Source organism: Testudinibacter sp. 'clade 2' (genome assembly GCF_006227735.1).
In the GTDB taxonomy this organism is placed as follows: domain Bacteria; phylum Pseudomonadota; class Gammaproteobacteria; order Enterobacterales; family Pasteurellaceae; genus Chelonobacter.
This window is the reverse complement of record NZ_VDHB01000069.1, coordinates 43,028-61,547: the sequence shown is the minus strand read 5'-3', so window position 1 is coordinate 61,547 and position 18,520 is coordinate 43,028. Positions and strand designations below refer to the sequence as shown.

16 protein-coding genes and 1 pseudogene are annotated in these 18,520 nt (G+C 46.2%); 5 read left to right on the top strand and 12 right to left on the bottom strand.

Annotation, left to right across the window (positions count from 1 at the left end; all coding sequences use genetic code 11):
- Positions 1-158 precede the first annotated feature (158 nt).
- The 5 genes and pseudogenes from FHQ30_RS06285 to FHQ30_RS06265 all read right to left on the bottom strand — a co-directional run bounded on the left by FHQ30_RS06285 (position 159) and on the right by FHQ30_RS06265 (position 5,056).
- Positions 159-1,004 carry a DNA ligase gene (locus FHQ30_RS06285; protein WP_139610439.1) on the bottom strand — a complete coding sequence of 282 codons (846 nt, stop codon included), beginning with the start codon at positions 1,002-1,004 and terminating at the stop codon, positions 159-161.
- A gap of 151 nt (positions 1,005-1,155) precedes the next feature.
- Entirely contained in the window at positions 1,156-1,977 is an 822-nt protein-coding gene (locus FHQ30_RS06280) for a DUF5718 family protein (RefSeq protein WP_139610440.1), read from the bottom strand.
- 110 nt (positions 1,978-2,087) lie between these two features.
- The gene (gene ttdB, locus FHQ30_RS06275) at positions 2,088-2,702 is read right to left on the bottom strand and encodes a L(+)-tartrate dehydratase subunit beta (protein WP_084257458.1); all 615 of its coding nucleotides are present in this window, start codon (positions 2,700-2,702) and stop codon (positions 2,088-2,090) included.
- Positions 2,699-3,601, bottom strand: coding sequence for a L(+)-tartrate dehydratase subunit alpha (ttdA, locus tag FHQ30_RS06270; protein WP_208610908.1), 903 nt, complete (start codon positions 3,599-3,601; stop codon positions 2,699-2,701). Before ttdA ends, ttdB begins: the two co-directional genes overlap by 4 nt.
- 54 nt (positions 3,602-3,655) lie before the next feature.
- Positions 3,656-5,056: pseudogene (locus tag FHQ30_RS06265) on the bottom strand (anion permease).
- A 143-nt stretch (positions 5,057-5,199) separates the two neighbouring features.
- On the opposite strand from FHQ30_RS06265, the gene FHQ30_RS06260 reads away from it, so the two are divergent.
- Positions 5,200-6,126: a LysR family transcriptional regulator gene (locus tag FHQ30_RS06260; protein WP_139610441.1), complete on the top strand. Its 927-nt coding sequence runs from the start codon at positions 5,200-5,202 to the stop codon at positions 6,124-6,126.
- A 59-nt stretch (positions 6,127-6,185) separates the two neighbouring features.
- Here the strand turns inward: FHQ30_RS06260 and clpB are convergent, their stop codons facing one another.
- From clpB to rpe, 7 genes are all read right to left on the bottom strand, one after another.
- On the bottom strand, positions 6,186-8,759 hold the full coding sequence (gene clpB / locus FHQ30_RS06255; RefSeq protein WP_139610442.1) for an ATP-dependent chaperone ClpB: 2,574 nt from the start codon (positions 8,757-8,759) through the stop codon (positions 6,186-6,188).
- 197 nt (positions 8,760-8,956) lie between these two features.
- Positions 8,957-9,799, bottom strand: coding sequence for an RNA polymerase sigma factor RpoH (gene rpoH, locus FHQ30_RS06250; RefSeq protein ID WP_139610443.1), 843 nt, complete (start codon positions 9,797-9,799; stop codon positions 8,957-8,959).
- A 153-nt stretch (positions 9,800-9,952) separates the two neighbouring features.
- Positions 9,953-10,645 (bottom strand): ATP-dependent Clp protease proteolytic subunit, encoded by a 693-nt coding sequence (locus FHQ30_RS06245; protein WP_139610444.1) that lies wholly within the window; start codon positions 10,643-10,645, stop codon positions 9,953-9,955.
- A 105-nt stretch (positions 10,646-10,750) separates the two neighbouring features.
- Entirely contained in the window at positions 10,751-11,491 is a 741-nt protein-coding gene (locus tag FHQ30_RS06240) for a phosphatase (RefSeq protein ID WP_139610445.1), read from the bottom strand.
- A gap of 20 nt (positions 11,492-11,511) precedes the next feature.
- Complete coding sequence (gene trpS, locus FHQ30_RS06235) at positions 11,512-12,519, bottom strand: tryptophan--tRNA ligase (protein WP_139610446.1); 1,008 nt, start codon at positions 12,517-12,519, stop codon at positions 11,512-11,514.
- 48 nt (positions 12,520-12,567) lie between these two features.
- Entirely contained in the window at positions 12,568-13,230 is a 663-nt protein-coding gene (locus tag FHQ30_RS06230; protein ID WP_139610447.1) for a phosphoglycolate phosphatase, read from the bottom strand.
- A 9-nt stretch (positions 13,231-13,239) separates the two neighbouring features.
- Entirely contained in the window at positions 13,240-13,923 is a 684-nt protein-coding gene (rpe, locus tag FHQ30_RS06225; RefSeq protein WP_139610448.1) for a ribulose-phosphate 3-epimerase, read from the bottom strand.
- A gap of 262 nt (positions 13,924-14,185) precedes the next feature.
- Between rpe and FHQ30_RS06220 the strand changes: the two genes are divergently transcribed.
- From FHQ30_RS06220 to FHQ30_RS06205, 4 genes are read left to right on the top strand one after another with little or no spacing between them, the layout of a single operon-like run.
- Positions 14,186-15,070: a substrate-binding domain-containing protein gene (locus FHQ30_RS06220; protein ID WP_139610449.1), complete on the top strand. Its 885-nt coding sequence runs from the start codon at positions 14,186-14,188 to the stop codon at positions 15,068-15,070.
- Between the two features lie 56 nt (positions 15,071-15,126).
- Positions 15,127-16,638 (top strand): sugar ABC transporter ATP-binding protein, encoded by a 1,512-nt coding sequence (locus FHQ30_RS06215; protein WP_139610450.1) that lies wholly within the window; start codon positions 15,127-15,129, stop codon positions 16,636-16,638.
- Entirely contained in the window at positions 16,635-17,591 is a 957-nt protein-coding gene (locus tag FHQ30_RS06210; protein ID WP_139610451.1) for an ABC transporter permease, read from the top strand. Before FHQ30_RS06215 ends, FHQ30_RS06210 begins: the two co-directional genes overlap by 4 nt.
- Complete coding sequence (locus tag FHQ30_RS06205) at positions 17,591-18,520, top strand: tagatose kinase (RefSeq protein WP_139610452.1); 930 nt, start codon at positions 17,591-17,593, stop codon at positions 18,518-18,520. The genes FHQ30_RS06210 and FHQ30_RS06205 overlap by 1 nt, the downstream gene beginning before the upstream one ends.

Below are 18,520 nucleotides of genomic sequence, written 5' to 3'. Positions count from 1 at the left end.
TTAAAGAACAGTCACAACCGCTTCGCTTCAGAACGCTGCGTCGTTGTGAGGTGCGCATTATAGACATTCAGAAATTCTTTGCAACCCCTTTTTCTCACTTTTTTTCTGTTTTTTATCAAACGGTGGTTTTTTATCCGAAATACCGCACTTTTGTCTGTTTACTCGGCAATTTTTTCCGGATTATCATTCCTAATGCGCAAAAAAGTAGCAAAGCGCGGTTTACCGTTTTTGGTCAGTCCACGGTATTGGTAGGTAATCAGGCTACCGATTGGCGGTGGATTTTGACGATCTAGCAGCTTAAAGCCGGATCCTATTTTAAAAACGCCCCGTTGATTTTGACAACTGACCGCACCTAATTTACCGCTGAACTGCCCTTTTCCTTCATGATGTGCGATCACTCGGCATTCCTCATCTTGGCTGGTTTTGAATTTTAGAATCTGCGAACTGCGTTGCTGTTGATAAGGAATATGCGGATTGCGCACCACAATTCCTTCACCACCTAGACGTTCGATTTCCGCTAAAAAATCTTCCGCATGCCGACGGTTTTGAATCGGGATCTGTGGAATAATCTCAATATAAGCGCTGGGATTTTGTCGCAAATAATCTGCCAATTGTTGTAGCCGTTGTGATAAATCACCCTCAGCATCCGGCACGTCAAATACATACAGCTTGAGTTGTTGCCAACCGATGTCGTCAAAAGTGCGGGTAATTGAGGAAATTTTCTCAAATTCGCCTCGTTGTGAAAACAATTCACCATCGATGGCGAAAGGCGGAAAGTCTCGGATAAAATAATCCGGCGTATTAAACCGATTGCCACCACGGCTCAGCAACTGTTTGCCATCCCAAAAACCGCGCACGCCATCCAGTTTTTCGCTCATCACCCAACCGTCTAACGGCTGTCCTTGATAGACGTCTAACAACATGAGATTCGGCTTACTATTTGCCGTAGCCTCATTTATTATGCAAAACCACGCCAAGATATAAGTTACATACACACGCCACATCCCACACACCTCCAATAGATAAAAGTGCGCTTAGGCTAGCTCAAATAAGCATAAAAGGAAGCAAGGATAAACGTAATTGGAACCTGGATCGTAAAAAGAGCAAGTGCGCCCAACTCATCTGACCGCACTTTGCCTAAAATAAAGAATGCAATTAAATCACTTTTTGCACCAACGCTGAAAGGTCACCTGCAAACTGTTGTTGCTTCGCCATGGCGATAATCTCGTCCGCGCTGTGTTTAGTGCCGTTGTACACCACCACCATGCTGACATCGCCCGGCTGCAAGAAATGCGTTTCGCCGAAGTCGGTGTAACGGGTTGCGCCGATACTGATCACCGCCTGTTGCGGATAATTCGCTTTTTCCAGCAAACTTGCAATAGGGTGCATCGGTCCTTGATCCGGCTGGTTGTTCATGCGATCAACCATCCAATCCAGTAATTTTTGATGAAAATAGCTGTAGCCGACGGTCGGGCTGTCGACACCGTAAATATTGAATTGAGCACCACGTTGGTGAAAACAGGCGATACGATAGTTATCTAAATTGCAGCCCGCTTCGAAGCCGTCTAACGGAATTAATGTGGCAGACAGCCCCTTGGTTTGCGCGCCCCAATTTTTCTTATCGGCGATTTTATTCGCATTCGGGCGGCGGATTGAACAATCGTTATAAGCACCAAACGCTTTCGGTAAAAGTGCGGTTACCTGATGACTTGCATCATATTGAATATCGCACACAATCGCCACTTCTGGTTCGATTTGCAGATTATCGGCATCTTGCGGAAAACGCAGGGTGTCCGCCGACAGCGGATAGACTGATAAAAAACCGTCAAAGTGCGGTACATAAAACGGAAAAATCGCTTTCGGCTGATGTGCTTCCTGCACTTCAACCTGTTTGAAATCCGCCGCTTCGCCCGCCTGTTCCAAATGTCCGGCAAAGTTGCCGGCAACACCGAAACCGATAGCATGTTTAAACGTCATTATTGGCTCCTATTATAGAAAGAAATTGCATTACCTTTTTGCTTGACCGAGTATAACAACAAACCGCACTTTATGCCGAAAAAACATAAAAGTGCGGTGTTGCGCTTTGATTATTTGATGAAACTGACGTGTTTGCAGATTTCTTCAATCGCCGCTTCTTTCTTCTTATTAAATTCGATTTTATTTTCTTCAAAAATATTGCGCCCGTGGGTATCAATCGACACAATCAGCGGACCGAACTCTTTTACTTTGCACACCCATAAGGTTTCCGGCATACCGAGATCTTTCCATTGCGCATCGACGATTTCTTCCACGCACTCCGCCGCCAGCACCGCACAACCGGCAGGGAACACGCAGTGCAGCGCTTTATAGTCGCGGCAGCCTTCCATTGTGCCGTTGCCCATGCCGCCTTTGCCCAAAATCAGTTTGACGCCGGTTTGTTTGATGAACTCCTTCTCAAATTTTTCCATACGCATACTGGTGGTCGGACCGACGGAAACCATTTCATATTTATCGTCGCCCAATGAACGGATAATCGGGCCGGCGTGCAGAATCGCGCCGCCGTCGATATCGACCGGCAACGGCCGTTTTTCTTCGATTAAACGACGGTGCGCCACATCACGGCAAGTGACCAGATAACCGTTTAAGTAAATAATATCGCCCACGTTGATGTCTTGCAGATCTTCCGCTTTAATCGGGGTGGTGAGGATTTTTTTATCGGTCATAATGTCACTCCTGAATGTGAAGTAATAGTGTAGTTCAACTCTTTGTCAAAAATAATATGCCCTTTGCGGTGCGACCAGCAGCCAACATTGACGCTGACGCCGATCACCGACGGGTGGCGCGCGGTGTTTTCGATATTCACGCCCATTACCGACATTTTGCCTTTTAAGCCTTGCGGCCCCAGACCGATGCTGTTAATCCCGTCTTCCAGCAATTTTTCCATTGAGGCGGCTTTTTCGTTCGGATTATGTTGCCCTAACGGACGGAACAGCGCTTTTTTGGAGAGCACCGCGGCGGTTTCGACCGATGTGGCGATGCCTACGCCGACCAATAACGGCGGACAGGCGTTCAAGCCATAGCTGGTCATGATGTCCATCACAAAACGGGTGACGCCTTCGTAACCTTCGCCCGGCATTAACACTTTGGCTTGTCCCGGCAAAGAGCAACCGCCGCCTGCCATGTAGGTATCCAGCTCCAGCTTGTCACTGTCCGGCACAATTTCCCAAAACACGCTCGGCGTGCCTTTGCCGACATTTTTGCCGGTGTTGTATTCGTCAAACGTTTCCACGCTGTTATGGCGCAACGGTGCGTCTTTGGTCGCTTGAATAACCGATTCTTTCAGCAAGGCTTCCAACTCACCGATATACGGAAAATTCGCACCGCACTTGACGAAAAACTGGATAACGCCGGTATCCTGACAGCTCGGGCGATTCAATTTCGCCGCCAAATCCTGATTTTGGAACATCGCGCCGTAAATGATTTTCGGCAATTGCTCCTGCTCTTTTTCGCGCAACTCTTTCAGTTTCTTCATCACGTCGTCAGGCAGCACTTTTCCGGTAATGCCGACAAATTTTGCAATGGTATCCGTTAAATAGCGCACACCTTCTTCTTTTGTCATCATAGATAACCTCTTCATTTCATTGATTAAAAATAAAACATCCACATATGGTTACAATCACCATAAACCTAATACTTTCCACCACAACGCCCCAACGCCGAGCCAAATCACCACGTTGATCACGGAGGCAAAAAAGCCGATACGCCACCAGTCCTGCTGTTTGATGTAACCTGCGCCGAAATAGATCGGTGCCGCGCCGCTCGCATAATGGGTCAGCCCCGCCATTAAATTCGACAGTGCGGCAAAACCGAATGCCGCCAGAAACGGCGGTGCGCCGGCACCGACCGCCACTGCTAAAAACGCGGCGTACATGGCGGTGACATGGGCAGATAAACTGGCGAAAACATAATGGCTGTACATATAAATCAGGAACAAGACGATTAAGGTCGGCACCCATGACACGCCCGCCATCAAACCTGTCGCCTAACCGGCAAACCAAGGAATAAAGCCCACTTTGTTCAACATGCCTGCCAAACCGACGATGCCCCCCATCCAGATCATGCCGTCCCAAGCGCCTTTCTCTTCCAGAATTTCATTCCATTCCAACACGTTAGTGATCAACATCACACTCACGCCGAGCAATGCCACGACGGTCGAATTAATTTGGGTATATTGCGAGGTGCTCCACAGCAACAGCGCACCGATAAACACACCGCTGATAATCCACTCGTCACGGCTCATGGCACCCATTTTGGCCAACTCTTCTGTTGCCACGACTTGCGCCGCGCGCGTATCCTTGATTTCCGGCGGATAAAATTTATAGATAAAATACGGAATCAACAGTATCGACAACAGCCCCGGCACAATCCCTGCCAACGCCCAAGTTCCCCAACTGATATTAACGTTGGCAGTATCCAGCGCAAAAGCGGCGATAAGCAGATTCGGCGCACAGGCGGTCAGGAACATTGCCGCAATCGGCGCGTCAACCTGAAAGGTGGTGGAGAGAATATACGCCCCGATTTTGCGCGGATTTTGATTCGGCTCGGAACCGAAAGCCGATGCCAGACTGCGCACGATCGGATACATTATGCCGCCGCAGCGTGCGGTATTGGACGGTGTTGCCGGACTGATAATAAAATCGCTAATCGCCAAGGTATAACCCAATTTCAGCGCACTACTGCCGAAACAGCGGATCAGTTGATAGGAAATGCGCCGTCCCAAGCCGGTTTTGATAAAACCTTTGGCAAACAAAAAGGCGGAGACAATCAGCCAAATGGTGCTGTTACTGAAACCGGACAGCGCCTCCGACATCGTGATAGTGCCGCTTAATGCCGCAAACATCACCCCAATCAACGCCACCGCCCCCAGCGGCAACGGTTGTAAAATAAAGCCGATAATGGTGGCGGCAAAAATGGCAAACAGATGCCACGCTTGCAACGAAAGCCCGTTCGGTAGCGGTGAAAACCAGATACCGAGCATCAGTAAAATAACGATAATTCCTCGAGTTAATCGCGTCATATCCACACTCCAAACAACAAAAATAGAAAGGCAAATCCTTATAATTTATGTGGTGTATGGTACGGAATTTTATTAAAATAAGTCCAATACGATTTTTTATATACTTGATATAAGCAAAAACCTATAGATGGAAGGCGATCAATATGGAGTTTCGACAATTCAAATATGTCTTAAAAGTGGCGGAAGAACGCAATTTTTCTGTGGCAGCGAAAAAGTTGTATATTTCGCAGCCGTCCTTGAGCCAATTTATTCAGAAAGTGGAAGAAAAAGTGGGTGCGCTACTGTTTGATCGCAGCGTATCCCCGCTGAAATTAACCTATATCGGTAGCTTATATGTTGAAACCGCACAAGCGATTATGGATTTGCAGCACCAATTTGAACAGAAAGTCGATGACACCTTGAATGTACGGCAGGGGCGCGTTACGATCGGCAGTTCACCGTTTCGCAGCGCTTATCTGCTTTCGCGCGTTTTACCGCACTTTCGCCGACAATACCCGAATATCGAAGTATTTTTGCAGGAAGATAACACCCACAATCTGGAAGATCGGGTGCTGAACGGGCTGACCGATTTATCCCTGTCGCTGCTGCCGATTAACGAAGCACTGTTCGATTACGATATTCTGTTTGAGGAAAGAATGTTGCTGGCGCTGCCGCCCAACCACCCGATTGCCGCACAGTTAAAGCTGAAAGCCGGTGATCACGCCTACACGCCGACAATTGAGCTCAGCGAACTGCAAGACACGCCGTTTATCCAGATGAACAAAGGGCATAAATTACACCATATGCTGCAAAAACTATGTGAAAATGCGGGGTTTTCGCCGAATGTAGTTTTGGAAACCGAAAGCATGACCACCGCCCAAGCGCTTGCCGGTGCCGGAATCGGTGCGGCTTTATTACCGGAAACCTTAGTCTACGCCGACCATTTCGAGAAAGAACCGTGCTACTGCCGACCGGACAGCAAACCGAGCCGCACGGTGGTGGTGGTTTATCGCAAAGACCGCTATTTATCGCACGCCACCCGCGCCTTTATCCAAACGTTGAAGGATTATGTGACGGATAATCCGAATTAAAAAACCGCACTTTGGCGCTCAGATCAAAGTGCGGTTAAGCTGTTTACAGACGATTTTACTTATTGGCGGGCAATCACTTTATTGTCTTCCAAATCCACGGTAATCGCCGTATCCGGCAGTAATTTACCCGACAGAATTTGTTGTGCCAATGGGTTTTCGATTTCCTGTTGGATAGCCCGTTTCAGCGGACGTGCGCCGTAAATCGGGTCGTAGCCCACTTTAGCAATGAAGTCCAACGCTGCCGGACTGAATTCGATTTGGTAGCCGTGCGCTTGCATGCGTTTGCTCAGGCGCTGCAGCTGAATCGAGGCAATCGCTTCGATATTGGCTTTATCCAACGGGTGGAATACTACGCTTTCGTCAATCCGGTTGATAAATTCCGGACGGAAATGGCGGCTGACCACCGACATCACCAGCTCTTTCACCGAGCCGTAATCCAAGTCGTTGACGTTTTCCTGAATCAGATCGGATCCCAGATTAGAGGTCATAATCACTACGGTGTTGCGGAAATCCACGGTTCTGCCTTGTCCGTCGGTCAAGCGTCCGTCGTCCAGCACTTGCAACAGAATGTTGAACACATCATGGTGCGCTTTTTCCACTTCGTCGAGCAAAATCACCGAATACGGACGGCGGCGTACCGCTTCGGTCAGATACCCCCCCTCTTCATAGCCGACATAGCCCGGAGGCGCGCCGACCAAGCGCGATACGCTGTGTTTCTCCATAAACTCGGACATATCGATCCGAACCATCGCATCGTCACTGTCGAACATAAACTGCGCCAAGGTTTTGCACAGCTCGGTTTTACCAACCCCGGTCGGGCCTAAGAACAGGAACGAACCGATCGGGCGGTTCGGATCCGCCAAGCCGGCACGGCTGCGGCGAATCGCATTGGCGACCGCTTCCACCGCTTCGCTTTGTCCAATTACCCGTTTATGCAATTCGTCTTCCATGCGCAACAGTTTCTCTTTTTCGCCCTCCATCATCCGTGCCACCGGAATGCCGGTCGCACGCGACAACACTTCAGCAATTTCTTCATCAGTGACCCGATAACGCAATAAAGTCATCTCTTTACCTTCGGAAGCTTCCGCCTGCGCCAGCTGTTTTTCCAGTTCCGGCATTACGCCATACTGCAATTCCGACATTTTGGCAAAGTCACTGGCACGCCGTGCCTGCTCCATTTGCGTGCGCACATTGTCTAATTCCGCTTTGATGTGCTGCGTGCCGGACAGTGCCGCTTTTTCACTTTTCCACACTTCTTCCAGCTCGGAATATTCACGCTCTTTTTCGCCTAACTCTTGTTCTAACATCTGCAAGCGTTTACGGCTGGCATCGTCATCTTCTTTTTGCAACGCTTGTTGCTCCAGTTTTAGCTGGATAATCCGCCGCTCCAAGCGATCCAACGGTTGTGGTTTGGAGTCGATTTCCATGCGGATGCTGGATGCCGCTTCGTCGATCAAATCAATCGCTTTATCCGGCAACTGTCGGTCGGAAATATAGCGGTGCGAAAGCGTTGCCGCCGCCACAATCGCCGGGTCGGTGATCTGCACATGGTGGTGGATTTCATAGCGCTCTTTTAAGCCGCGCAAAATCGCAATCGTGTCTTCCACGCTCGGTTCATCCACCAGCACTTTTTGGAAACGGCGCTCAAGGGCGGCATCTTTTTCGATATATTGGCGGTATTCGTCCAGCGTGGTGGCACCGACACAATGCAGCTCGCCACGCGCCAACGCCGGTTTCAGCATATTGCCGGCGTCCATTGCGCCGTCGGATTTGCCGGCGCCGACCATGGTGTGGATTTCGTCGATAAACAAAATCACCCGCCCTTCTTCTTTCGCCAGCTCGTTTAACACGCCTTTCAACCGCTCTTCAAATTCGCCACGATATTTAGCACCGGCAATCAGCGCGCCCATATCCAACGACAACACCCGTTTATTGCGCAAACCTTCCGGCACTTCGCCGTTGACAATCCGCTGTGCCAAGCCTTCGACAATTGCGGTTTTACCCACCCCAGGCTCGCCAATCAGCACCGGGTTGTTTTTGGTGCGGCGTTGCAATACCTGAATCGCACGCCGGATCTCCTCATCACGTCCAATCACCGGATCAAGCTTACCACTCTCCGCTCTGGCGGTTAAATCAATGGTAAATTTATCCAATGCTTGGCGCGACTCTTCCGCATTTTGATCGTTCACGTTCTCTCCTCCACGCATTTTTTGAATCGCTGCTTCTACCGTTTCAGCTTTCAAACCACTTTGACGCAGCGCATTACCCAATGCGCCTTTGTCTTCCAACGCTGCCAACACAAACAGCTCGGACGAAATAAATTTATCTTGCCGTTTTTGCGCCAATTGATCGCAACGGTTGAGCAAACGCACCAAACTTTGCGACAGTTGCACATCGCCGGCGTTGCCTTCCACTTTTGCCAAACGATCGATTTCAGCGTTAATTTGGTTCTTCAATTGTGTGACATTGACGCCGCAACTGAGCAATAGCGGCTGTATTGAACCGCCTTGTTGATTGAGTAATGCCGACATCAAATGCAGCGGCTCAATATATTGTTGTTCCTTGCCCAACGCCAGCGATTGCGCTTCGGCAAGCGCTTGTTGGAATTTGGTAGTAAATTTTTCGATATTCATAAAAAAATCCTCCTGAATCATATCTTGTCTGACGCTAACCATAACGTCTATTCACGAGGATTAAATGAGGGTCGTTTTTCAAAAGTCAAGGAAATTTTAAAAATAAATTTGCATTTGAAACCGTTTGTTGCTTTTCTAGCCAAAAAGAAAACCCATCACAGTGGATGGGTTTCTAGCAGTTAAGTTATAGGCGGAAATTAAAACGCTACCGCACTTTTCAATTTTTTCAAGGCGTTATTTTCCAACTGACGCACACGTTCGGCTGAAATATTATATTTTGCTGCCAGATCCTGCAAAGTGGCTTTATCATCGTCCAACCAACGGGAACGGATAATATCCAAACTGCGCTCATCCAAACCGGATAAAGCCTCGTTTAATTGCTCGTTTGCCTGATTTTCATAGTTTTCGGCTTCCAATTCTATGGCAAAATCAGAACTTTTGTCTTCTAAATATAGCGCCGGGCTGTAGCTCTCTTCTGCATCGTCAGTCGGCAAATCGAACGCCATATCTTGTCCGGTCATGCGTGATTCCATCTCTTTCACGTCATCAACCGACACACCCAACTCATCAGCAACCATCGCCACTTCATTTTCATTGAACCAACCAAAACGTTGTTTGGTTTTACGCAGGTTAAAGAATAGCTTACGCTGTGCTTTAGTGGTTGCCACTTTAACAATCCGCCAATTGCGCAGTACATATTCGTGAATCTCGGCTTTAACCCAGTGCACCGCAAAAGACACCAAACGGACACCCACTTCCGGATTGAAGCGACGCACCGCTTTCATCAAGCCGATATTGCCTTCTTGAATCAGATCTGCCTGTGGCAAGCCATAACCGGAATAACCACGTGCAACATGGATCACAAAACGCAAGTGCGACAAAATCAACGCTTTAGCTGCGTCCAAATCCTGTTGGTAATACAAACGTTCCGCCAATTCCTTCTCTTCCTCAGCGGTCAGCATCGGGTATTGATTGGCGGCACGGATATAACCTTCCAAGCTGCCTTGAGGAACCAACATCATTTGCATTTCTTTAGTCATCGTCTTCCTTCTTTATCTTAATTAAATCGGCGAGTGCTACTTATACCACAAATTCGAACGAGTTCAAAATTTGATACGCCCCTTCTATGAGGCTTGGAAGAACACTCTGTCACAGCTAGTTAGACTTAACTTTCTTTGAATAGTTCAACTTTTTTATGGATTCTGCGCGTCACTATTTTCAACAATATGGTAAGCAATCGGTGCTTGTACAATGCCGTCTGCCAAACCTGAAACCAATTTTTTGCTGCTGGCTTCGCGGCTGTCGATCAATAAACGATTGCCTTCACTGTGCAAAAATTTGCTGATTTCTGCTTCGTTATAGTCACTGCATTGCTGATAAGTGTCGGCAAAAACTTGGTTGTACATCATGGATTCTTTTTTCAAATTGTCAATATCATCCGGACGCAACAGACCTTCTGAACCGGTCAGGCTAGAGGCGTGCAGCAAAAACTTACCGTTCGGCAATGACAACCGCTCTTTTGCCGCGCAGAATATCAACGTGGCAGAAGAACCAACCATCGACAGATTGACTGTAGTCACTGGGATTTTCGAGCTTTTCACTGCCCAATAGGCAATTTGTCCGCTGTCCATATCGCCGCCATCACTGTTGAGGTACAAGTAGATTTTTTTCAATCGCGGATAATTGATATTCAGATCATCCAGCGCATACACCAGCTCGGAAATCAAGTGCGGTTCAACCGCTGCGGTGTAAAAAATTTTAGCCGTTTCCGCTTGATCGTTTTCAAGATAGTCAGCCGGAATTTTTTTGATTTCTGCTTGAGCAGTGGCGCAAATCACTAGCCCGGAAACAAGAGCAAGTGCGGTTTTGATGAGCGTTTTTGTCATTGAAATATCTCGCAAAGGTGAAAATGCCGCTCATTATTCACTAAGCGGCTAAAAATAAGAACTTGAATTACGTAGTTTTAATCTGTTTTGCTTAGCCGAGTCCCGCTATAAATCAGCAAATTCGACAATTTTCGCCCAACCACGACTTTCCAGAAAATCCAGTAAGACTCGTGGACTTTGGTTTAATATCCGTTCACTCGGAAAATCGACAGCTTCGAGTAACGCCAAACTTTTCTCAAAATTGCCCAAATATCCGGCATAGTGCGAATCCGAACCGATGCTGACCCAGCCACCGGCATCACGCACTGCGGTGGCAATGGTCAGGCAGTTGTCATAACTGCCGACACGCGAATGCAAAAACGAAGAGTTGTTGATCTCCAATGCCACATGATATTTCGCTGCTGCTTGTGCCACCGCCACCGCATCAATCGGAAATTTCGGATTGCCGGGGTGGGTGATAATATCCACCTTTCTGCTCTTGATACAGTTGATCAGCGCCTCGGTATGTGCTTCACGGCTTGTCGGCTGAATCGACGGCGGGTGAAAGCCTGCCAACACCAAATCTAGCGAACGACGCATGCGATCATTGCAATCCGTTTCGCCGTCAACATTTAGAATATTGGCTTCGATGCCGCGTAAAATACCGACGCCATCAATAAAACGTGGCAAAATCGCTAAGTTAGAAAAATGCCATTCGTGCGGTGCGTCGCCCAGTGCCGGACCATGATCGGTATTGGCAAACAAGCGAATACCACGCTGTTTGGCGACCGTAACATATTCATATAGCGTACTGTAAGCGTGGCTGCTGGCAATGGTATGTGTATGCAGATCAACCGGATAACTCATATTGTCCTCAATCATCAAACTTAAGGTTTTGTGACAAAGCCGACCGCTCGATAAACTTTGTCTAAGGTTTCGGCAGCACGGGCTTGTGCTTTTTCAGCCCCATCACGAATAATCTGATTTAACAGAGCTTCATTATTGCGGAAATGGTGGAACCGTTGCTGTAACTCGATCAACATCGCCGATACTTCATCGGCAACCGCACTTTTCAGGTGTCCATACATTTTGCCGTCAAATTCCGCTTCCAACTCGGCAATGGTTTTGCCGCTGACACCGGATAAAATATCCAATAAATTCGAGACCCCGGCTTTATTTTGCAGATCGTAACGCACCATCGGCGGCTCGTCGGAATCGGTGACCGCTCTTTTGATTTTTTTCGCCACCGCTTTCGGATCTTCCAACAAACCGATCACGTTGTTGCGGTTATCATCAGATTTCGACATTTTCTTAGTCGGCTCTAACAGCGACATCACCCGCGCCCCGGCTTTAGGAATAAAGACTTCCGGCACGGTAAACGGATTGTCATACAACGCATTAAAACGCTGGGCAATATCACGCGTGATTTCCAAATGTTGACGTTGATCATCCCCCACCGGCACTTGATTAGCTTGGTACAACAAAATATCCGCCGCCATTAATACCGGATAGGTGAATAAACCGACATTGACGTTTTCTTCATAGCGTGCCGATTTATCTTTAAACTGGGTCATACGGCTCATTTCGCCAAAATAGGAGTAGCAATTCAACACCCACGCCAGCTGGGTATGCTGCGGCACATGCGATTGCACAAAAATGGTGCTTTTTTCCGGGTCGATTCCCGCCGCCAGATAAATCGCCAACGTATCCAAAGTGGCATTACGCAAGGCTTGTGGATCTTGGCGCACCGTAATGGCATGCAAATCGACGATACAAAACAAGCAATCAAACTCATCCTGCATCTTCGCCCATTGGCGCAACGCCCCCAAATAATTACCGATTGTCAATTCACCCGACGGCTGCACACCGCTGAATACCACAGGTTTTTTACTCATTTTTTTCCCTTATTTATTTCTGTTTCTATCACTAATTTGTCGCTAAAGTTAATTAATCACCGTCAAAATATCGGCAAAATCATCAAACACCCAATCCGGATTTGCCTCGCTGATCGGAATGTTGTAATTATAACCGTAAGTCAGCCCGATGACTGGGCAACCTGCCTTATGTGCTGCCAAAATATCATTTTTCGAATCGCCGACAAACAACAACTGTTTCGGATAAATCCCAAATTTACCACATAGATAATATAGCGGCGCAGGGTGCGGTTTAATCGCCGGCAGCGATTGCCCGCCCAACAGCTCGGAAAACAGGTGATCGATACCGAATGCCGCCAACACCGGCTGTACATGTTTGCTTGGTTTATTGGTAACCACCGCCAACGTATAACCCTGTGTTTTCAAGGTTTCCAGCGTCGCTTTCACATTCGGGAACAGGCGGCTTTTATTGCAGATATTTTCGCCGTAATAAAAGCCAAAACGTCTTTTCAACTGCTTAATCGCTTCAGGATCCAGCGTTGCCCCGCTCCACTCAAGCGCACGGGCAAGCAGCACATCGGCGCCATTGCCGATCCACGTCAACACCAGCGCTTCTGGTGCCTGCGGCAACCCAACCTCTGCAAAGGCTTGGTTAATCGACAACGCCAAATCCGGCAAACTGTCGACCAAGGTACCGTCCAGATCGAAACCGATCACTTTAAATTGACTCATACGCTTTCCTTATACGACATCTGAAGTAAGGTTCGCCAATTGTTGCCGCATAGCGTTGATCACTTCAGCATAATCCGATTGATCAAAAATGGCCGAACCCGCCACAAACATATCTGCCCCTGCGGCGGCAATTTCAGCGATATTATTCACTTTTACGCCACCATCCACTTCCAAACGAATATCAAAACCGCTGGCATCAATCCGTGACCGCACTTGGCGCAATTTGTCCAACGTCGCCGGAATAAATGACTGCCCACCAAACCCCGGATTGACCGACATCAGCAGAATCACATCAATTTTATCCATCACATAATCCAGATAAGATAACGGTGTCGCCGGATTAAACACCAAACCCGCTTTACAGCCGCAACTGCGAATCAACTGCAAAGTGCGGTCAATATGCTCACTGGCTTCCGGGTGGAAAGTAATATAATCTGCCCCGGCTTTAGCGAAATCCGGAATAATCCGATCGACCGGCTTCACCATCAAATGCACATCAATCGGTGCGGTAATGCCGTAATCGCGCAACGCCTTGCACACCGCCGGCCCAAAGGTCAAATTCGGCACATAATGGTTGTCCATCACATCAAAATGAATCACATCGGCACCGGCGTCCAACACCGTTTTGACATCGTCGCCCAAACGCGCCAAATCGGCAGAGAGAATCGAAGGAGCAATTAAATAGGGTTGCATAAATCACCTTTTGTCGTTTAAAAGCCATAAAAGAGCGGTAAGAGGGGGTAGTTTACTACTTAATCGGGAGGGAGTGAAATAAATTGGCTATTGATGGATATTAAGCTTTTGCCTAATCAAAATGTTAGCCAGATCAAATTTTAGACACTTAATGGTTTACACGTGTAACCTTGGCTGTTATAACCATACTTGTACTTAGATTACTTGATGCCGTTTAAAGTACACAGGGATTTCCATTTAATAATGATATTGGAGAAATGTGATGAAAAAAATTTTCAAACAACTGATGTATGGTAGTGCAATTGCGGTAGCCTGCAGTAGCGCTTGGGCAGCAGATCTTATTGGAGCATCGCTATTAACTCAGCAACATCCGTTTTATATTGAACTAGCTGACGCAATGAAACTAGAAGCAAAAGAAAAAGGTGTTAATTTAGAGCTTTCTATTGCAAATCAAGATTTGGGTAAGCAGCTTGCCGATGTCGAAGATTTTATTGTTAAAGGCGCTAAAGCTATTATTATTTCGCCAGTTGACAGTCAAGGGGTTTTACCGGCAATTAAAAAAGCGCAAAACGCCGGAATTAAAGTTATTACTGTAGATGTTCCTGCCAAAGGCGTAGAGGTGACTTCTTATATTGGTACTGATAACTATATTGGTGGTGTAAAAGCCGGTGAATTAATGGCAAAAGAGTTAGGTAATAAAGGCAACATTGCTATTATTGATTATCCAACTGTCCAATCTGTTGTTTTGCGGATCGATGGATTTAAAAAAGCACTAACCGATTATCCGGAAGTAAAAATTGTTGCTCAGCAAACAGGTATTACACGTGCTGAAGCTTTAGCGGCAGCACAAAATATGTTACAGGCGAATCCAGATATCCAAGGTATCTTTGGTTTCGGTGATGATGCCGCATTAGCTGCTGCAGTTGCAGTGAAATCAGCCGGATTACAACAACAGGTTAAAGTTATCGGTTTTGACGGCATGAAAGAAGCTAGAGATGCCGTTGATTCAGACCCAGTAATGGTTGGTGTTATCCGTCAATATCCTGACAAAATGGGAAAAGAAGCCGTGGATACTGCAGTGAAAGTATTAGCCGGAGAAAATGTTCCATTAGAGCAGCCAATTGAACCCGGTGTTTATACCAAATAACACTCTCAAAATAGCGGAATAGTATCTTCCGCTATTTTCCTAATTGGAGGGTAAACATGGTACAGAAAAACAATGTTATTTTGACATTAAATGGGATCAATAAATCATTTGGTGCCGTCAAGGCATTAAAAGATATGCGTTTAATGATCATGCGTGGGCGAGTTCATACTTTATTAGGAGAAAATGGAGCGGGTAAATCAACATTAATGAAGATATTAACCGGCGTATATTCAGCAGACTCAGGCGAAATGTTGCTAAACGGAGAAAAATATAGTCCGTCCTCCCCCCAAGACGCAGTGGCTGCCGGTTTATCTATCGTTTTCCAAGAGCTTAGTTTGGTCAATAATTTAACCGTCGCACAAAATATTTATGCCAATCATGAGCCTTCTCGCTTTGGATTTATTAATGATCGTAAAATTGAGGAACAAGCCACAACCTTGATTCGTTCTCTAGGTTTACCAATTAATGCTGCCACAAAAGTGGGCGATCTTTCCATTGCTCAGAGGCAATTGGTTGAAATCACTAAAGGCCTTAGCCGTAATGCCGACATTATCATTCTTGATGAACCGACCTCCTCATTATCCGATTCTGAAGCTGAAATTTTATTTTCTATCATTGAAAAATTGACTACTGACGGCAAAGCAATTATCTATATTTCTCATCGCATGGAAGAAATTATGCGATTGTCGGATGACATTACCATAATGCGTGACGGAGAATATATTCAGACGCTAGCAAAAACAGAAACAACAATCGATCAATTAATCGCCCTAATGGTAGGAAGACGGATGGATCAAATTTACCCACCCAAATTAGCAGTGAAATTTATACCAACAAATGAAAATATTTTAGAAGTTAGCCATTTAAATGTTGCCGGTAAAGTTAATGACGTCAATTTTCAGGTAAAAGCCGGCGAAATTCTGGGATTCTTTGGTTTAGTGGGGGCTGGAAGATCTGATGTGATGAAAGCATTATTTGGAATGTTACCCCATTCTGGAGAAATTAAACTGCACAATAAATCAATACCAATTAAAAATGCCAGTATTGCCATTAACCATGGAATTGGTTTTGTTACTGAAAACAGAAAAGAAGAGGGATTAGTCCTACTCGCCTCATTGCGTCATAACATCACCATGGCTGCACTACCGCACTTTACCGCCATAGGCGGCTTGATGAATACGTCTAAAGAGAAAGAACAAACAGATAAAGCGATTGAACAGCTGGCTATTCGAGCTTATTCTGGGGAAATTGCTGCCAATACTTTATCTGGTGGCAATCAACAAAAAGTGGTTCTAGCAAAATGGCTAGCAACCAAACCCAAAATTCTAATTTTAGATGAACCTACTCGTGGTGTTGATGTTGGTGCTAAATTTGAGATATACAGCATTATTCGTGAACTAGCTGCCAATGGTACAGCGATACTACTAGTTTCTTCCGAACTACCGGAGCTTTTAGGACTATCAGATCGCATCATTGTAATGGCAGGAAAAAGCATACAGGCTACAGCCAACACAACAGAACTTAATCCGCAACGAATTATGGCGGCAGCAACGGGGCAATTATCATGATAAAAAACAATCGGCTTACTCAATATTTACGCCAACTGGGCGGTATTTTCCTTGCGTTAATCATTTTGTGCGTTTTCTTCTCCTTAGCCAATAACCGCTTTATGTCTGTTGCTAATTTTATGAATATCTTGCAACAGGTTTCTGTTGTTGCCATTGCGGCTTTTGGTATGACTTGGGTTATCCTACTTGGTGAAATTGATCTGTCTATTGGTTCTATTATTGCGGTCAGCGGTATGGTGGCAGCCCAAGTGTTGGCTCTCGATTACGGTTTGTTTACCGCACTTTTCGTTACCCTATTTGCCGGAGCTGTGATGGGATTTATCAACGGCGCTTTAACCGCAAAATTAGCCTTGCCCTCGTTTATTGTCACAGTCGCAACTATGGGAATTTATCGCGGCATGGTCAGCTTGCCCACCAACGGCGCACCACAAATGATCACAAATAGCGATTGGACAGCAATCGGAAATTCTGCGCTATTTGGAATTCCAGTGGTTATTTGGGTGTTGGTACTACTCTTTTTAATTAACCATATAGTGTTGTCAAAAACGGTATTTGGCAGAAAGGCTTATCTTACTGGTGGTAATATCGAGGCAGCACAATATTCCGGCATTCAAACCGCAAGAGTTAAAATTTGGATTTTCACTTTATCCGGCATCATGGCAGCTATTGCCGGAATATTATTGTCGTCAAGGCTGTATTCAGCACAAACCAATGCCGGAATGGGATATGAATTAGATGCGATTGCCGCAGCGGTATTAGGCGGAACCAGTTTAACCGGTGGTGTCGGAACGATGATTGGAACATTGGTTGGCGCTTTAATCATCGGTATATTGAATAACGGAATGAATATGATGTCAGTCCCATATTTTTACCAATTGATTGTGAAAGGTATTGTTATTTTAGTTGCAGTTTGGCTAGATGTGCGTGCAAAAAAGAAAAGGAGTAAAGCATAATGCGAAAAATATTAACAATTGGTGAAATCTTAGTCGAGATTGTCGCAACAACCAAAGGCAATGGTTTTTTAGAAGCTCAGCCTCTTATCGGACCTTTTCCTTCAGGCGCACCCGCTATTTTTATTGATCAAGTCGGGAAACTCAAAACGCCCTGCGCAATTATTTCTCGTGTCGGGAATGATGATTTTGGTCAGCTAAATCTGAATAGGTTAATGGCTGATCAAGTTGATATTTCCGGCATCTCGATTGCTGAAGGTGAAGCGACCGGCAGTGCCTTTGTGCGTTATCAGACAAATGGCGATCGTAAATTCGTTTTTAATATTGCACACAGTGCATGCGGGAAATTAGAAGATAATCCCAATATTGAGGTATTATTAACCCAATGTGATCATTTACACTTGATGGGAACCGCTCTTTCCTCTCCGGGTTTAAAAAACATGGCATTACGTGCTGTTCAGGTAATTAAAGCTCGCGGTGGCACGCTATCATTCGATCCTAATTTAAGAGCTGAAATCATGACACCGGAGCTATGTTCCGACCTAAAAATGATTTTACGACAAACTGATCTTTTTTTGCCCTCCGGTGACGAACTGTTTTTATTTACCGAAGCCAAAGAAGAACAAGCGGCAATTAATGAATTATTTGCATTGGGAATTCAAGAGATCGTTTTAAAACGTGGCAATCAGGGAGCAACATATTTTACGAAAGAGCAACAAATAAATATACGACCGCATCATGTTGATGAGTTGGATCCAACCGGTGCCGGCGATAGTTTTGGCGGTGCATTTGTCAGTTTTTGGATTAACGGTTATTCTGCAGCTGAAGCGCTTCGTTATGCAAATGCTGCTGGCGCAAGAGCGGTAACACAGCTTGGACCGATGGAAGGAACATCAACACAATTAGAGCTAGACCAGTTTTTAGCCCAATAA

Excerpts from the sequence above, each read along its gene's own strand:
- FHQ30_RS06245 (WP_139610444.1), bottom strand. The coding sequence starts at position 10,645 with ATGACAAAAACGCTCATCAAAACCGCACTTGCTCTTGTTTCCGGGCTA.
- FHQ30_RS06230 (WP_139610447.1), bottom strand. The coding sequence starts at position 13,230 with ATGAGTCAATTTAAAGTGATCGGTTTCGATCTGGACGGTACCTTGGTC.
- FHQ30_RS06240 (WP_139610445.1), bottom strand. The coding sequence starts at position 11,491 with ATGAGTTATCCGGTTGATCTGCATACACATACCATTGCCAGCAGCCAC.
- FHQ30_RS06280 (WP_139610440.1), bottom strand. The coding sequence starts at position 1,977 with ATGACGTTTAAACATGCTATCGGTTTCGGTGTTGCCGGCAACTTTGCC.
- FHQ30_RS06215 (WP_139610450.1), top strand. The coding sequence starts at position 15,127 with ATGGTACAGAAAAACAATGTTATTTTGACATTAAATGGGATCAATAAA.
- FHQ30_RS06220 (WP_139610449.1), top strand. The coding sequence starts at position 14,186 with ATGAAAAAAATTTTCAAACAACTGATGTATGGTAGTGCAATTGCGGTA.
- FHQ30_RS06285 (WP_139610439.1), bottom strand. The coding sequence starts at position 1,004 with ATGTGGCGTGTGTATGTAACTTATATCTTGGCGTGGTTTTGCATAATA.
- FHQ30_RS06205 (WP_139610452.1), top strand. The coding sequence starts at position 17,591 with ATGCGAAAAATATTAACAATTGGTGAAATCTTAGTCGAGATTGTCGCA.
- ttdB (WP_084257458.1), bottom strand. The coding sequence starts at position 2,702 with ATGACCGATAAAAAAATCCTCACCACCCCGATTAAAGCGGAAGATCTG.
- clpB (WP_139610442.1), bottom strand. The coding sequence starts at position 8,759 with ATGAATATCGAAAAATTTACTACCAAATTCCAACAAGCGCTTGCCGAA.
- rpe (WP_139610448.1), bottom strand. The coding sequence starts at position 13,923 with ATGCAACCCTATTTAATTGCTCCTTCGATTCTCTCTGCCGATTTGGCG.
- ttdA (WP_208610908.1), bottom strand. The coding sequence starts at position 3,601 with ATGATGACAAAAGAAGAAGGTGTGCGCTATTTAACGGATACCATTGCA.
- FHQ30_RS06260 (WP_139610441.1), top strand. The coding sequence starts at position 5,200 with ATGGAGTTTCGACAATTCAAATATGTCTTAAAAGTGGCGGAAGAACGC.
- FHQ30_RS06210 (WP_139610451.1), top strand. The coding sequence starts at position 16,635 with ATGATAAAAAACAATCGGCTTACTCAATATTTACGCCAACTGGGCGGT.
- rpoH (WP_139610443.1), bottom strand. The coding sequence starts at position 9,799 with ATGACTAAAGAAATGCAAATGATGTTGGTTCCTCAAGGCAGCTTGGAA.
- trpS (WP_139610446.1), bottom strand. The coding sequence starts at position 12,519 with ATGAGTAAAAAACCTGTGGTATTCAGCGGTGTGCAGCCGTCGGGTGAA.